Annotated in this window: 14 protein-coding genes; 8 read left to right on the top strand and 6 right to left on the bottom strand. The window is 73.5% G+C overall.

Annotated elements, in window-relative coordinates:
- Positions 1-2,506 (bottom strand): ribonuclease E/G (locus FV227_RS24440; RefSeq protein ID WP_147860118.1); only part of this gene is annotated, 2,506 nt, incomplete at its 3' end.
- A 795-nt stretch (positions 2,507-3,301) separates the two neighbouring features.
- Between FV227_RS24440 and FV227_RS30370 the strand changes: the two genes are divergently transcribed.
- Both FV227_RS30370 and FV227_RS24435 read left to right on the top strand, forming a co-directional pair.
- Complete coding sequence (locus FV227_RS30370; protein WP_279593292.1) at positions 3,302-3,427, top strand: hypothetical protein; 126 nt, start codon at positions 3,302-3,304, stop codon at positions 3,425-3,427.
- A gap of 217 nt (positions 3,428-3,644) precedes the next feature.
- Positions 3,645-4,259 (top strand): ParB-like protein, encoded by a 615-nt coding sequence (locus FV227_RS24435; RefSeq protein WP_147729431.1) that lies wholly within the window; start codon positions 3,645-3,647, stop codon positions 4,257-4,259.
- Positions 4,260-4,275: 16 nt separating this feature from the next.
- Here the strand turns inward: FV227_RS24435 and FV227_RS24430 are convergent, their stop codons facing one another.
- Complete coding sequence (locus FV227_RS24430; protein ID WP_147729430.1) at positions 4,276-4,671, bottom strand: PRC-barrel domain-containing protein; 396 nt, start codon at positions 4,669-4,671, stop codon at positions 4,276-4,278.
- Positions 4,672-4,803: 132 nt separating this feature from the next.
- On the opposite strand from FV227_RS24430, the gene mepA reads away from it, so the two are divergent.
- Positions 4,804-5,736, top strand: coding sequence for a penicillin-insensitive murein endopeptidase (mepA, locus tag FV227_RS24425; protein WP_147860117.1), 933 nt, complete (start codon positions 4,804-4,806; stop codon positions 5,734-5,736).
- 37 nt (positions 5,737-5,773) lie between these two features.
- Here the strand turns inward: mepA and FV227_RS24420 are convergent, their stop codons facing one another.
- Positions 5,774-6,070, bottom strand: a complete 297-nt coding sequence (locus tag FV227_RS24420) for a hypothetical protein (protein ID WP_187274936.1) — start codon at positions 6,068-6,070, stop codon at positions 5,774-5,776.
- 62 nt (positions 6,071-6,132) lie between these two features.
- Positions 6,133-7,035, bottom strand: a complete 903-nt coding sequence (locus tag FV227_RS24415) for a LysR family transcriptional regulator (RefSeq protein WP_147860119.1) — start codon at positions 7,033-7,035, stop codon at positions 6,133-6,135.
- 156 nt (positions 7,036-7,191) lie between these two features.
- Between FV227_RS24415 and FV227_RS24410 the strand changes: the two genes are divergently transcribed.
- From FV227_RS24410 to atzF, 5 genes are all read left to right on the top strand, one after another.
- A complete protein-coding gene (locus FV227_RS24410; RefSeq protein WP_147860116.1) occupies positions 7,192-8,136 on the top strand; it encodes an NrtA/SsuA/CpmA family ABC transporter substrate-binding protein in 945 nt (314 codons plus the stop codon).
- Between the two features lie 115 nt (positions 8,137-8,251).
- Positions 8,252-9,118 (top strand): ABC transporter permease, encoded by an 867-nt coding sequence (locus tag FV227_RS24400; protein WP_147728328.1) that lies wholly within the window; start codon positions 8,252-8,254, stop codon positions 9,116-9,118.
- A 17-nt stretch (positions 9,119-9,135) separates the two neighbouring features.
- Positions 9,136-9,915: an ABC transporter ATP-binding protein gene (locus FV227_RS24395; protein WP_147728329.1), complete on the top strand. Its 780-nt coding sequence runs from the start codon at positions 9,136-9,138 to the stop codon at positions 9,913-9,915.
- A gap of 225 nt (positions 9,916-10,140) precedes the next feature.
- Complete coding sequence (locus FV227_RS24390; RefSeq protein WP_147728330.1) at positions 10,141-10,956, top strand: alpha/beta hydrolase; 816 nt, start codon at positions 10,141-10,143, stop codon at positions 10,954-10,956.
- Between the two features lie 146 nt (positions 10,957-11,102).
- Positions 11,103-12,902, top strand: a complete 1,800-nt coding sequence (gene atzF / locus FV227_RS24385) for an allophanate hydrolase (protein ID WP_147860115.1) — start codon at positions 11,103-11,105, stop codon at positions 12,900-12,902.
- A 22-nt stretch (positions 12,903-12,924) separates the two neighbouring features.
- Here atzF and FV227_RS24380 read toward each other — a convergent pair whose 3' ends face one another.
- On the bottom strand, positions 12,925-13,575 hold the full coding sequence (locus tag FV227_RS24380) for an invasion associated locus B family protein (RefSeq protein WP_147860114.1): 651 nt from the start codon (positions 13,573-13,575) through the stop codon (positions 12,925-12,927).
- Positions 13,576-13,583: 8 nt separating this feature from the next.
- The coding region (locus FV227_RS24375; protein WP_187274935.1) for a YadA-like family protein at positions 13,584-14,465 on the bottom strand (882 nt) is incomplete at its 5' end.

The raw sequence follows: 14,465 nt of genomic DNA, 5'->3' as shown, positions 1-14,465 counted from the left end.
GGCCGAGGACGAGACCGCCGAGGAGGCGCTCGCGAAGGACGCCCTCGTCCGACTTCTCCGAGCGCTCGGCACCGGCCTCGCGCGCATCCTCGGCCTCGTCGTCCGCATCGGCCTCGCCGAGGGCGTCCTTCGCGAGCGCCTCCTCGGCGGTCTCGTCCTCGGCCTCCTCGAAGCCGTCGTCCTCCTCGATCTCGGAGATCGGCGAGATCGCCACGGCGCGGATCCCGGTGACCGGGCCCTCGGTGCGCTGGGCCGGCTCGCCGCGATCGAGCTGGTAGGCGGTGGTGGCGCCGAGCCGCTCGTCGGCGGCGATCGTCACGCTGACGCCGAAGCGCATCTCGAGCTCGTGCAGGTGCCCGCGCTTCTGGTTGAGGATGTAGAGCGCCACCTCGGTGCGGGTGCGCAGGATCAGGTTGTGGCTCGACGCCTTGAGCAGCGCCTCCTCGATCGCCCGCAGGATGTGCAGCGCGACCGACGCGGTGGCGCGCACGAAGCCCGATCCGCCGCAATGCACGCACGGGATCGACGAGGATTCGAGCACGCCGGTGCGGATGCGCTGGCGGCTCATCTCCATCAGGCCGAAGGGCGAGATCCGCCCGACCTGGATGCGGGCGCGGTCGTTCTTCAGGCAGTCGTTGAGCTTCTTCTCGACCGCGCGGTTGTTGCGCTTCTCCTCCATGTCGATGAAGTCGATCACCACCAGGCCGGCGAGGTCGCGCAGGCGCAGCTGGCGGGCGACCTCCTCGGCCGCCTCCATGTTGGTGCGCAGCGCGGTGTCCTCGATGTCGTGCTCGCGGGTCGAGCGCCCGGAATTCACGTCGATCGAGACCAGGGCCTCGGTCGGGTTGATCACGAGGTAGCCGCCGGACTTCAGCGTCACGTGGGTCGAGAACATCGCGTCGAGCTGCTGCTCGACGCCATGCTTGGCGAAGATCGGCGTCGGGTCGCGATAGGGCTTCACCACCTTCGCCTGCTGCGGCATCAGCATCCGCATGAAGTCGCGCGCTTCCGCGTAGGCCGCCTCGCCCGAGACCAGGACCTCGTCGAGGTCCTTGTTGTAGAGGTCGCGGATCGCCCGCTTGATCAGCGAGCCCTCCTCGTAGACCAGCGCCGGCGCGGTCGAGGACAGGGTCAGCTCGCGCACGCTCTCCCACAGCCGCATCAGGTATTCGAAGTCGCGCTTGATCTCCGGCATGGTGCGCGAGGCGCCCGCCGTGCGCAGGATCACGCCCATGCCGTCGGGCACCTCCAGCGCCTGGGCGGTCTCCTTGAGGCGCTTGCGGTCGGCGGCCGAGGTGATCTTGCGGGAGATCCCGCCGCCGCGGCCGGTGTTCGGCATCAGCACCGAGTAGCGGCCGGCGAGCGACAGGTAGGTGGTGAGCGCCGCGCCCTTGGTGCCGCGCTCTTCCTTGACGACCTGCACCAGGATGATCTGGCGGCGCTTGATCACCTCCTGGATCTTGTAGTGGCGGCGGTGGCTGCGCGGGCGCTCGGGCAGCTCGCCGAGCGCGTCGCCGTTGCCGCCGACCTGCGAGATCTTCGGCTCGGCGTCGGGATCCTCGTCGCCCTCGTCCTCGTCGGACTCCTCGTCGTCGCCGTCCTCGTCCTCGTCGTCCGAATCGTCGTCCTCGTCCTCGTCGTCGGACTCGTCCTCGTCGGGCTCATCCTCGGACGCCGCCGGCGCCTCGGCGACGGTGAGGCTCTCGGCCACGGCGACGATCGCCTCGGGGCGCGGCGCCGCGTCGGCGGCCTCGGCAGCGACCGCATCGCGGGGCGCGTCGGCCTCGGGCGCGTGGGCCTCCGCCGTGTCCTGCGTCTCCGCGGCGGGCTCGCCGATCGCCGTCTCGGGCAGGCTGGCGGACGCGTCGCTTCCCGGCGCGATGGCGCCCTCGGCCGGCGCCTCGCCCGACGCCGTCCCGCCGGCGTGATCCGCGCCGGACCCGGTCTCGTGCGCCGGCGCCTCGTGCACGTGCGTCTCGTGCGCCTGCGTCTCGTGCGCCTGGGCCTCGTCGTGACGGGGCTCGCCGGCCTGGGCGCCGTGCTCGTCCGCGTGCGAAGCCTCGTGCGACGTCTCGGTCGCGTGCGCGACATCCTCGGCGCTCACGGTCTCGTTGAGCTTGGCCGCGGCAGGCTCGGCCCGGCGCCCGCGGACGCGGCGGCCGTTGTTGCGCGGCGACTTGCGGCGGCGCTCCTCGCGCTCGCGGTGCTCCTCGGCGTCGCGGGCCTCGTCCTCGAGCAGCGCCTGCCGGTCGGCGAGCGGGATCTGGTAGTAGTCGGGGTGGATCTCCGAGAAGGCGAGGAAGCCGTGGCGGTTGCCGCCGTACTCGACGAAGGCGGCCTGGAGCGAGGGCTCCACGCGCGTCACCTTGGCAAGGTAGATGTTGCCGCGAAGCTGGCGCCGGTTGGCCGCCTCGAAGTCGAATTCCTCGACCCTAGAACCGTGAACCGTGACGACCCGGGTCTCTTCCGGATGCATCGCGTCGATGAGCATCTTGTTGTTGGCCATGACGAACTTTCGACATGGCGGCGGACGTCGCTCTCCTGGGCCCGTGTCCCGGTGGAGCCTCGCCCGGCCTGAAGGCCGTCAGGGAGAGGGCTCGCGCCGGCCTCGAAACCGAGGCCGCGGGGGCTGAACTGAAGGGATTGCCGTCAACCGCCGCTCGGCGCGCGCTTCCGCTGCGCCTGGGGTTGAACCTGATCGGGGGAACGGACGGATCGGCGCGACGCGCATCGCGCACGCTGACGGCACGGGCAACGGCAATCGATGCTGTGCCTCCGTCCATCTGTATTCCCGACCTCGCGAAAACCATCTCGACCGTCCCGTCATGCCGAGGCGGCCGCGAATTCCATGAAACTCATGCGCCGGGACGAGGCCCGTCGCGTGTGCAGATCCCCGGCCGTCCAGGGCCGCAGCGGCGGAGAAGCGTCGCCGCCGAGGGAGCGCCGTCGCCCGTTCGCGGGCGTCGGCGCACAAACGATCCCGTGAGGACCGGACAGGGCCTGCCATCATTACAGATCGTCGCAGGGCTTTGGCAAGGCCGAGCCGAAACGCCGCCGGAGCGGGCCCGGCGCGGCGCAGGTTTCAAAGCGGGCGGCGTGTTCGCGGCGGGCCCGGCGGCCCGCTCCGCCGGCCGCATGGTTCCGGGATCGAGCCCCTTAATCTCGCCGGCTTTGGAGCGCGTCCTGACGGCGTGGCCCCAGCGGCACCGCGGATGCGGCGCCCGGCCGGGGCCGCCGCGATGACGATTCTGCCGGACGACCCTCTCGGACGACCCCCTCGGATGGAGCGCGCGAGCCCTTGTTGAAAACCATTGCCCTGGTCGCCTCGGTCGCCGCCTTCCTCGCGGTCCGGGCCCTCGTGAAGTTCCTGCTGCTGCCGTTCCGCGCGCTTCGGCACCTGCGCAAGGACAGCCCGGTCTCGACCTGAGACTCGGCCCTGGCGGCGCGCATGCGCGTGCCGCGGGCAGCGCGACGGCATCGCTGAAATCAGCCGTTGCAAGGTTCGGCTGCGAGGCTCGGCTGCGAGGCCGCCGGCTGTCGCAACCGTGAACGGCGGGGTGCCGATCGCGCCTTCCCGCCGGCACCGGAATCATGACAGATCGCCGCGGGGGCCTCGAGAGCCCGGCCGTGGGAACACCGAATCGATGGCCATCCGAGAGCCGGTGCTGGCGCCCGTCCCGATCGCGGATCTGCGCCCGACGCAGATGACCGTGGGCTACCGGGAGGTCGCCGAGAAGCGCCGGCGCTGGCGCGACTACGACGAGGACAAGCGCGCCGCCTTCCTCGGGGCGCACATGGTGCCGACCCTGCTCGGGCCGAAGAAGCACCACTACGTCATCGACCACCACCACCTCTCCCGCGCCCTCATGGAGGAGGGCGTCGAGAGCGTTCTGGTCACCGTGGTCGCCGACCTGCACCACCTCGAGAAGGATGCGTTCTGGACGGTGTGCGACCACAAATCGTGGGTCCACCCCTACGATGCGGACGGCGTCCGCGTCGGGTTCAAGGAGATCCCGAAGACGATGGGGGATCTCGCCGACGACCCCTTCCGCAGCCTCGCCGGCGAGCTGCGCCGGGCCGGCGGCTTCGCCAAGGACACCACGCCGTTCAGCGAGTTCCTCTGGGCCGACTATCTCCGCCGCCACATCAAGCCCAAGCGGGTCGAGAACGACTTCTCGGCCGCGATCGAGGAGGCGATGGCCTTGGCCAAGGCGCCCGAGACCAACTACCTGCCGGGCTGGTGCGGGCCGACGACGTAGCCGGGCCGCGCCCGCGTCACAGGCCCCAGTACGGCGCCGCGTTGTAGTAGCGGTGGACCCGTTCCTCCCAGGCGCGGTCCTCGGCCGGATCGGTGCCCTCGGGCGAGCGCGGCGGCGCGTCGCGCAGCTGCGCCTCGGTGATGTCGACGACGTAGGCGTCGTGCTCGGGCGAGAAGCGCAGCACGCCCCAGGGCAGGGTGTGGAACCCCTCGCCGAGACCGAGGAACCCGCCGAAGCTCATCACCGCGTAGGCGACCTGGCCCGAGCGCTTGTCCAGCATCAAGCGCTCGATCCGCCCGACCTTGGTGCCGTCGGGGCGGCGCACGTCGGTGCCGACGACGCGGTCGTGGGCGATCAGGCTGCGGGGCTGCTCGTCGGGGTTCGCGGCCGGGATCTCGGGTGCGGGCGTCATGCGGCGGCCTCGGGCTCGGTGAGTGCGCCCGCGCTCGGCGGGCGCGGCACGGGTCTGCCCGAAAAACGCCCCGGCGGCGGGCGACGTTCCGATCCTCGACGCGCGACCGCCGGACCGGATACACAGACCCGCATGCACAAGCGCCGCCTCGCCCTCCCCGCCGCCCTCGCGCTCGCCTCGGCGCTCGCGGCCTCCGCCGCCCACGCCCAGGACAAGGGCAGCCTCAACCCCAAACCCCTGCCGCCGCTGGAGAATCCCGACGCGCCCTCGACCCCGGCCAAGGCGCTGTTCGGCCGGGTCACCGGCCCGACCTCCGGCCCGACCCACGCCTACGGCTCCTATGCCAAGGGCTGCTTCTCGGGCGGTGCCGCGCTGCCGATCGACGGGGCGACGTGGCAGGTGATGCGCCTGTCGCGCAACCGGAACTGGGGCACGCCCTACCTCGTCGACTTCCTGGAGCGGTTGGCCGGCAAGGCGCCGCGGGTCGGCTGGCCGGGCTTGCTCGTCGGCGACATGTCCCAGCCCCGCGGCGGCCCGATGCTCACCGGCCACGCCTCGCACCAGCTCGGGCTCGATGCCGACGTGTGGCTCACCCCGATGCCGGACCGGCGCATGACGCGGGCGGAACGCGAGGAGACCTCGGCCACCGACATGGTGCGGCCGGACCGCCTCGACATCGACCCCGACACCTGGACGCCGGAGCGGCTGAGCCTGATCCGCCTCACCGCCGAGCAACCGGAGGTGGCGCGCATCTTCGTCAACCCGGCGATCAAGAAGGCCCTGTGCCGCGAGGCGGACGGCAACCGCGGCTGGCTGCGCAAGGTGCGCCCGATGTACGGGCACAACTACCACTACCATATCCGCCTCGCCTGCCCGGACGGCCAGGATTCCTGCGGCGACCAGGCCGCCCCGCCCCCGGGCGACGGCTGCGGCGAGGAGCTCGCCTACTGGTTCAGCGACGCGATCCTCCACCCGAAGCCGGCGAAGACCAAGCCGAAGCCGCGGCCGCCGATGACCATGGCGGCCCTGCCGGCCGAGTGCCGGATGGTGCTGAAGGCGCGCTGAGGCCCGGTCTTCCGAGCTTGTCCGCCGGCGCGTCGGATCAGGCCAGCTCCTCGCCGGGCGTCGGCTCGGCGGCGGCGGCGCCCGGCTCCGGCGCGGGGGCCGGCGGGGCGGCGGGCGGCTGGTCGACCAGCGTGCCGATCAGGTCGAGCAGGGCCCGGTGCTCCGGCCCGCCCGCGCCGGCGCGCAGGAAGGCGCCGATCGCGGTCTCGGAGGTGCGGCCGCCGGACGACGCGTTCGGCTCGTGCAGGATCACGGCCTCGGCGCCGTCGGCGCGGCGGAGCCACCAGCGGTCGCCGTTCTCGCTCGCGTAGATCAGGCGTCGGTCGGTCTTCATGGCGTCGCTGTCCTAGTTGGCCCGCACGGGAAAGTCGGCGGGCGCGGTTTCGCTCCCGCGCCTCAGGCCCCCGCCTGCCGCCGGTCGAGGCTCTGGGTGAGCTGGTCGGCGAACTTCGCCGCGGCGACGGACAGCAGGCGCCCGCGCAGCTGCCCGAGGATCATCACCATCGGGTCGAGGTCGCGCCCGTCGATCGGGCGGCTGACGAGGCGGGGATCGTCGGGGATGCCGCTCGGCACCTGCAGGCTGACCGCCTCCTCGCGCAGCACGAGGTTGCGCAGGAACTCGAGCGAGCTCGATTCGACCACCGGCCCGAGCGGCACCCCCCGCCGCGCCAGGGCCTGCTCGAGGTGCAGGCGGATCGCCAGCGACCGGTCGGGCAGCGCCATCGCGTGGGCGAGGCAGTCGCGCAGGCGCACCGGCCCGGTCTCGCGGGCGAGGGGATGGCCGGCCCGCATCAGCGCGCAGAGCGGCTGGCGGCAGGAATACAAAACGTGCAGGTCGGCCGAGGGCGGCGGCTGCAGCACCAGGGCGAGGTCGGCCTCGAACGCGGTCAGCGCCGCCACCGCCTGGACGTGGTCGCGGATTTGCACCGTGAACCCGACCAGCGGAAACCGCGCGCGATAGGCCTGGACCTCCTCCGGCACCACCTGCGTGACGAAGGCCTGGCTGCAGGCGAGCGCCACGTGCCCGCGCCGGACCCCGGAGAGGTCGGCGATCTGCGAGCGCACCCGCTCGAGGTCGGCGAGCTGGTCGCGCGCGTGCCGGACCAGCAGCTCGCCGGCCGCGTTGAGCCGCATCCCCTGCGCCAGCCGCTCGAAGATCGGCGTGCCGAGCTCGTACTCGATGTCCTGGACCTGACGGGTCAGCGCCGAGGGCGCGATGTTCAGGCGCTCGGCCGCCCGGCGGATCGAGCCGCTCCGGGCGATCTCGGCGATGCAGGCCAGCGTCCGGGTGTGCTTCATCGCCAAGACCCGCTTCGGGCACGGGTCCTGCAACCCGCTCCGGCAAGCCTAGGCCACCCGTTGCCCGAACCGCAACGGCACGATCCCGAACGAGCACTCGTTTGCAACGGTCGGCGCAGCTAGGCTTCGACTCGTCGCCGACCCCGGAGTGAAGCCATGATCGACCGCCGCACCCTCCTCGCCGGCCTCGGGGCCGGGCTGGTCTCGGCCCCGTTCGTCGCCCGGGCGGCGGAGCCGGTGACGATCCGCATGGGCTCGCTCAAGCTGATCCACTCGATCGCGCCGTACTTCTACGAGCGCTTCACGCCGACGGGCACCCGGGTCGAGGTGATCCCGTTCGAGAGCCCGACCGAGTGCAAGAACGCGGTGGTCACCAAGTCGGTGGATTTCGGCACCTTCGGCATCGCCTCGGCGACGCTGGGCGCGGCCGCTGGCGAGCCGCTGACGGTGATCGCCTCGACCTGCAACGGCGGCATGGCGATCATCTCCAGGAAGGATTCCGACATCCGCGCGATCAAGGACCTCAAGGGCAAGCGCGTCGCCCTGTGGCCCGGCTCGACGCAGGAGGTGTTCGCCCTCGAGCGCATGCGGATGGAGGGGCTGTCGATCCGGGACATCGTGCCGGTGCGGATCTCGTTCTCGGAGATGCACATCGCCCTGGCGCGGGGCGACATCGACGCCTATGTCGGCGCCGAGCCCGCCCCCGGCGTCAGCCTGTCGAGCGGCGTCGGCCAGCTCGTCGAGTACCCCTACGGCACCGCGATGGGCTCGCTCAACATGGTGTTCGGCACCCACCGCGACACGATCGCGAGCAAGCCGGACCTCGTGCGCACCATGCTGGAGATCCACCGCAAGGGCACCGAGTTCGCGGCCAAGAACCGCGACGCGATGATCGACATGGCGGTGGCCAAGCTCGGCCAGAAGCGCGAGGCGCTGGCGATCTCGGCCCCCAACGTCGACCTGACGTGGCAGCTCGGCCCGGACGAGGTCAAGAAGGCCGAGGCCTACGCCCAGCACATGCTCGCCCTCAAGCAGATCAAGCGCCTGCCCGAGCCCGGCTTCATCGACACCACCTTCGTCGACGCGATGCGGGACGCGTGACATGAGCGCGATGGCAGCGACGGAGGCCGGATCGGCCGCCGCCGGCGACGCGGCGCTCCCCCTCTCCCGTTCGGGAGAGGGTTGGGGTGAGGGGTCCGGTCTGTCCGGAGAGGTCATGCCCCTCGCCCTGTCCCCCTCCCGAACGGGAGGGGGGACCCGCGCCCCACGCCATCGCGACCGGGCCTCGTTCGCTGTGAACATCCTTCGGCGCCTGACGGCGCCCGCCCTCGCGCTCGCCCTCCCCGTTGCGCTCGCGCTGGTCTGGCACCTCGCCACCGTCGGGAGACCCTACAGCCTGATCCCGCCGCCGGCCGAGGTCTGGACCGAGATGCGGGATCTGGCCGTCGGCGGGATCAACGACGACGCCTTCAGCGGCACGCTGTGGACGCATCTCGCCGCCTCGCTCGCCCGCGTCTTCGGCGGGTTCGCGCTGGCCGCGGCCGCCGCCCTGCCGCTCGGGCTGCTGATCGGACGCGTGCCGCTGATGCGGGCGCTGCTCGACCCGACCTTCCAGATCCTGCGGCCGGTGCCCGTCACCGCATGGCTGCCGCTGGCGATGATCCTGTTCGGGCTCGGGCCGCGCTCGGCCTACTTCCTGGTCTTCCTCGGGGCGTTCTACCCGATCCTCGTCAACACGATCTTCGGCGTGCGCTCGGTCGAGCCGCGATTGTTCGAGGCCGCGGCCATGCTCGGATGCACGGGGACGGCGCAGTTCGCCCGCGTCGTGCTGCCGGCCGCCCTGCCCTCGATCTTCACCGGCCTGCGCCTCGGCCTCGGCTTCGCCTGGGTCGTCATCGTGGTGGGCGAGATGACCGGGGTGCAGACGGGTCTCGGCGCGATCATCATGGAGGCGCGCCAGCTCTCCCGCACCGAGATCGTCATCTGCGGCATGGTGGTGATCGGCGTCGCCGGGTTCGTCTCCGACCGGATCGTCATGGAGATCGGGCGCCGCCTGCTCGCGTGGAGCCCCGCGCATGGTTGAGAACCGGAGATCCTCGGATGGCTGACCCGACCCTGCCGATCGTCGAGGTGCGCGACGTCTCCAAGACCTACCGCTCGCAGGGGCGCAGCACCGAGGCCCTGCGCGGCGCCAACCTCACCGTGCGCCGCGGCGAGTTCGTCTGCCTGCTCGGGGCCTCGGGCTGCGGCAAGTCCACCCTGCTGCGGATCGTGGCCGGCTTCGAGGCGGCCACCGGCGGCGAGGCCCTGATGTGGGGCAAGCCGATCCCCGGCCCGGGCCCGAGCCGCGGGATGGTGTTCCAGGATTACGGCCTGTTCCCCTGGCTCAGCGTGCGCGACAACATCGGCTTCGGCCCGAAGGCGCGGGGCCGCCCGGCCGCGGAGGTGCGCGACACCGCCGCCCGCTACATCGACCTCGTCGGCCTCGCGGCCTTCGCCGACGCCTACCCGCACCAGCTCTCGGGGGGCATGAAGCAGCGCGTCGCCATCGCCCGCGTGCTCGCCAACGAGGCCGAGGTGGTGCTGATGGACGAGCCGTTCGGGGCGCTCGACGCGATGACCCGCGAGCGGCTGCAGGACGAGCTGCTCGACCTGTGGAGCCGCACCGGCCTCACCGTGCTGTTCGTGACGCACGCGATCGAGGAGGCGATCTTCCTCGCCGACCGCATCGTGATGATGTCGCCCGGCCCCGGCCGGATCGAGGCGGTGCACGCGATCGACCTCCCCCGCCGCCGCGACGTGTCGAGCCCCGCCTTCAACGACGTGCGCCGCATGCTCTCGGCCCAGCTCCACAGCCACCATGCGCCGAAGGCGGCCTGAGGTGGCTGCGGCAGCGAGGATCGTATCCGTCTCGGAGCCGCGACGCGGCCCCCTCTCCCAGGGAGAGAGGGTGGGGGTGAGGGGCGTGACCTCTCCGGACGGTTCTCATCCCTCACCCCAGCCCTCTCCCGCCCGGGAGAGGGGGCCCGCGCCTGCTTCGGAGGGCCTGGCGCCTGATCGAACGGCTGCGGCCTGAGCACGATCGCAAACCAGAGGCCGGCGACCATGCCCGAGACGACCGATTGGCAAGACCTCGACCGCGCGGCGCTGAGCCGGGCCTACGACAATTCCGGTGCGGTGGCCGACAGCGCCGCCATCGTCGCCGGCTGGCGCGCGCGCAGCGCCGCGTTCCGCGAGCGCCATGCCGAGGCGCTGGACCTCGCCTACGGGCCGGGCGAGCGCCAGCGCATCGACGTGTTCCGCTGCGGGCAGCCGAGCGCGCCGATGCTGGCCTTCCTCCATGGCGGCTACTGGCAGCGCAACGACCGGCGCGGGTTCTCCTGCATGGCCGAGGGGCCGCTGGCGCTCGGGCTCGACGTGGCGCTGGTCGGCTACACCCTGGCGCCGGAGGCGAGCCTGACCGCGATCGTCGCCGAGGCCCGCGCCGCCCTGGCGCTGCTGCGCGCCGATGGCGGCGGGCGCAGGCTCGTGGTCTCCGGCTGGTCGGCCGGCGGGCACCTCGCCGCGCAGGTCGCCGACGGGGCCGATGCCGGGCTCGCGATCAGCGGCCTCTTCGACCTCGCGCCGATCGCCGGCACGAATCTCAACGACGCCTTGAGCCTGAGCGCGGAAGAGATCGCGGCGCTCTCGCCGATCCGCCACCTGAGCCCGGGCGCGCCGCCCGTCGCGGTGCTGTACGGCGCCGACGAGCTGCCCGAGCTCCGGCGCCAGTCGGACGCCTACCACGCCGCCCGCCGCGCCCTGGGGCTGGACGGGCCGCTGATCCCGGTGACGGGCGCGAACCACTTCACCGTGCTCGACGCGCTGGTCGACCCCGAGGGCGCGATCGCCCGGACGGCGGCGCGGCTGGCCGGATTGTAGCGCCGACGCTCCCACCCCCCTCGTCCTGAGGTGCCGCAGCCGAGCGGAGGCCTCGAAGGAGCCCGCCTTCGAGGCCCGCCGGGGCGGGCGCCTCGGGACGCGGGGCGGGATGGGATCGCTTTCGAGAAGCACCACCGCGAGACGCCATGCCCCCGTTCCCGACGATTCCCGCCCTGCACGCGGCCTACGCCGCCGGCGACGACCCGCGCGCGATCCTGGCGGAGGTCTACCGCCGCATCGCGGCCGCCGACGATCCCGGCATCTTCCTGAGCCTGGTGCCGGAGGCGGAGGCCGCGGCGGCGCTCGCCGCGCTCGGCCCGTTCGACCCGGTGGGCAGGCCGCTCTGGGGCATCCCGTTCGCGGTGAAGGACAACGTCGACGTCGCCGGGATGGCGACGACGGCGGCGTGCCCGGGCTTCGCCTACACCGCGACCGAGACCGCCCACGCGGTCGAAAAGCTCCTGGCGGCGGGCGCGATCCTCGTCGGCAAGACCAATCTCGACCAGTTCGCCACCGGGCTGGTCGGCGTGCGCACGCCCTACCCGGTGCCGCGCAACGCCCTCGACCCGGCCTACGTGCCGGGCGGCTCCAGCAGCGGCTCGGCGGTGGCGGTCGCCCGCGGCCTCGTCGCCTTCGCGCTCGGCACCGACACGGCGGGCTCGGGCCGCGTGCCGGCCGGGCTGAACAACGTCGTCGGCCTGAAGCCCTCGCTCGGCAGCGTCTCGGCCCGCGGCATGGTCCCGGCCTGCCGGACGCTCGACACGCTCTCGGTCTTCGCCGGCACCGTGGCCGACGCCGACGCCGCCTTCCGCGCCATGGCCGGCCACGATCCCGCCGACGCGTTCTCGCGGAGCCTGCCCGTGCCCGCCGCGTCCGCGGTCCCGCCCGGCCTGCGCCTCGGCGTGCCGGATGCGCAGGGGCTGGACTTCGCCGGCGACGCCCTGTCCGAGGCGGCCTTCGCCGCGAGCCTCGCCGACCTCGAAGCCCTCGTCGGCGCCGGCCGCCCGGTCGACTTCGCGCCGATGTTCGCGACCGCGCGCCTGCTCTACACCGGCCCGTGGGTGGCCGAGCGCTACCAGGCGATCCGCGCCGTGATCGAGACGCGGCCCGAGATCCTGCATCCGACGACGCGGGCCGTGATCGAGAACGCCGAACACTTCTCGGCGGCCGACGTCTTCGGCGGGCTCTATCGCCTCGCCGAGCTGCGGCGGGCGGCCGACGCGGTCTGGGACGCGGTCGACGTGCTCGCGGTGCCGACCTATCCGCGGCCGCGCACGGTGGCGGACCTCGCCGCCGACCCGATCGGGCCGAACAGCGAGCTCGGCACCTACACCAACTTCGTCAACCTGCTCGACTGGTGCGCGCTTGCCGTGCCCGGGCGCTTCCGGGCCGACACGTTCCCCGCGGGGGTGACGCTGCTGGCCCCCCGCGGCCGCGACGGGCTGCTCGCGGCGCTCGGCGCCCGGCTGCACGCGGCGTCCGGCGTGCCGATCGGGGCGAGCGCCGTGCCGGTGCCGGCGGCGACCGAGCCGGCGGGGCGGGCGGCGGGCGAGGCGATCGAGCTGGCGGTGGTCGGCGCGCACCTCTCCGGCCTCGCCCTCAACGGCGAGCTCACGCGCCTCGGCGCCCGCTTCCTGCGCGCGGTCGCGACGGCGCCGGACTACCGCTTCTACGCGCTGCCCGGCGGCCCGCCGCACCGGCCAGGCCTGCTGCGGGTGGCGGCGGGCACCGGCGTCGCGATCGAGACCGAGGTCTGGGAACTGTCGCCGGACGCCTTCGGCCGCTTCGTGTCCGCCATCCCGGAGCCCCTCGGCATCGGCACCCTGCACCTGTCCGACGGCACCCGGCCGAAGGGGTTCCTGGTCGAGGCCGAGGGCGTCGTCGGCGCCGAGGAGATCGGCCGCGACGGCGGCTGGCGCGGATACTTGGCCCGCGCCCAGCGCTGAGGCCGGCCTGCGCGGGAGAGGGCTACTTGATGCCGGCGATCGCCGCGGCGAGGCCGTCGAGGGAGGTCGCGATGGCGACGGGGGCGGCGCTCTCGCTCCTGCGATAGCGGACGCGGACGGCGGCGCGCCCGGCGATCGCCCGCCGCAGGGCCTCGTCGACGGGCAGGAAGCCGAGGCACAGGCTGGCGTTGCAGCTTTCCAGGCGGATCACGGTCTCCTCGGCGGTGCCGAACGCCAACCCGACGGTGTGGGCCGACCACGCCCCGACCGGCGCGCGCACCACGAAGACCGGCGCGCCGGCGCTGGTGGCGGCGAGCGACCAGCTGAAGGCGAAGACCCCGTCGCCGTCGACGATCGATTGCGACGCGTTGCAGACCCGGCGGCGGCGGCGCAGGTTCTCGTCGCAGATCAGGGTCCAGCCGCCGAAGGCCTGGATCATCCGGCGGGTGTCGCCCGGCGCCTCGCCCGGCGGCGGCGCCCCCTCCGGCGGGTGGACGCGGTAGGCCGGCGCCGCGAACTGGGCGCGCGGCGGGTCGTCGGTGGAGACGGTGCCGCGCATCGCGATCGACCCCAGGGGGCCGTCTCCGCCCGACGGCCCGTGCCCCTGGCCGCACGCGGGCGCGGCGAGCAGCAGGGCCGCGAGGGCCGCCGCCGCGGTGGCGTGCGCGCGCATCGCCGGCCTCAGTTGAGGGTGAAGCTGGCGCCGGCGCTGATCCCGAAGTCGCGGCCGGCGGCGACGCCGGTGGCGTTGACCCGCGCGGACCCGTCGGGGAGCGTGTAGCCGATGCCCATCGAGGCCGCGCCCTCGCCGCGCCACACGCCGCCGCCGGCGGCCATGCTCAGCTTGCCCGGGCGGTCGTCGAAGCGGAGCGAGGCGGCGGCCAGGCCGATCGCCGCGCCGCGGCGCGCCTCCTGGCGGACCTGCCCGACCTCGTTCTGCAGGCCGGCGAGCTGGCTGCCGAAGGCGGTCATCTGCTTCTCCAGCGGCGCGACGCGGGCGTCGGTGTAGGCCGTGCTCGCGGCGTAGCTCGCCTGCACCCGCTGGTCGGTATAGGCGAAGCTCTGCGCCTTCGCGGTCGCGACCTGCGCCGTGACCTGGCCGAGATTGGCGGCGTCGGTCGGCAGCACGCCGGCGGCGACGTTGCGGATCAGCACCGGCTGGTTCGGGTCGCTGCCGGCCAGCGTCAGCGACTGCCCGCGCCCGCCGGTCGCCGGGTCGACGTCGTACTTGACGGCGAAGGTGTCGACCGCCGCGAGCGCGTCGCCGACGCCGGAATACGCCTTGCCGCCGATGGCATAGGTCGGCCCGGTGAAGCTGCCGTCGGCGGCAAAGCCCGCGCCGCCGCCCAGCGCGCCGGCGAGGTTGCCGCCGACCGCGCGGAGCTGGCGCAGGTTGACCGCATCCGTGTCCTGCGTGCCGCCGGCGACGTTGACGATCTGCCGCTCCGCGCCCTCGGCCCCGACCGAGACGGCGCCCGCGGTCGAGGCGACGGCGGCCCCCGAGAACGCCTCGGCGGCCCCCGAGAGCCCGGCGCGGCGGGCGACCGCGTTGGCGCCGAGCGC

This window comes from Methylobacterium sp. WL119 (genome assembly GCF_008039875.1).
Classification (GTDB): Bacteria; Pseudomonadota; Alphaproteobacteria; order Rhizobiales; family Beijerinckiaceae; genus Methylobacterium.
Note: the sequence above shows the minus strand (reverse complement) of the source record. Positions and strands in the feature narration are given on the sequence as shown.

Excerpts from the sequence above, each read along its gene's own strand:
- FV227_RS24395 (WP_147728329.1), top strand. The coding sequence starts at position 9,136 with ATGGCTGACCCGACCCTGCCGATCGTCGAGGTGCGCGACGTCTCCAAG.
- FV227_RS24390 (WP_147728330.1), top strand. The coding sequence starts at position 10,141 with ATGCCCGAGACGACCGATTGGCAAGACCTCGACCGCGCGGCGCTGAGC.
- FV227_RS24410 (WP_147860116.1), top strand. The coding sequence starts at position 7,192 with ATGATCGACCGCCGCACCCTCCTCGCCGGCCTCGGGGCCGGGCTGGTC.
- FV227_RS24435 (WP_147729431.1), top strand. The coding sequence starts at position 3,645 with ATGGCCATCCGAGAGCCGGTGCTGGCGCCCGTCCCGATCGCGGATCTG.
- FV227_RS24415 (WP_147860119.1), bottom strand. The coding sequence starts at position 7,035 with ATGAAGCACACCCGGACGCTGGCCTGCATCGCCGAGATCGCCCGGAGC.
- mepA (WP_147860117.1), top strand. The coding sequence starts at position 4,804 with ATGCACAAGCGCCGCCTCGCCCTCCCCGCCGCCCTCGCGCTCGCCTCG.
- FV227_RS24380 (WP_147860114.1), bottom strand. The coding sequence starts at position 13,575 with ATGCGCGCGCACGCCACCGCGGCGGCGGCCCTCGCGGCCCTGCTGCTC.
- FV227_RS24420 (WP_187274936.1), bottom strand. The coding sequence starts at position 6,070 with ATGAAGACCGACCGACGCCTGATCTACGCGAGCGAGAACGGCGACCGC.
- atzF (WP_147860115.1), top strand. The coding sequence starts at position 11,103 with ATGCCCCCGTTCCCGACGATTCCCGCCCTGCACGCGGCCTACGCCGCC.
- FV227_RS24400 (WP_147728328.1), top strand. The coding sequence starts at position 8,252 with ATGCCCCTCGCCCTGTCCCCCTCCCGAACGGGAGGGGGGACCCGCGCC.
- FV227_RS24430 (WP_147729430.1), bottom strand. The coding sequence starts at position 4,671 with ATGACGCCCGCACCCGAGATCCCGGCCGCGAACCCCGACGAGCAGCCC.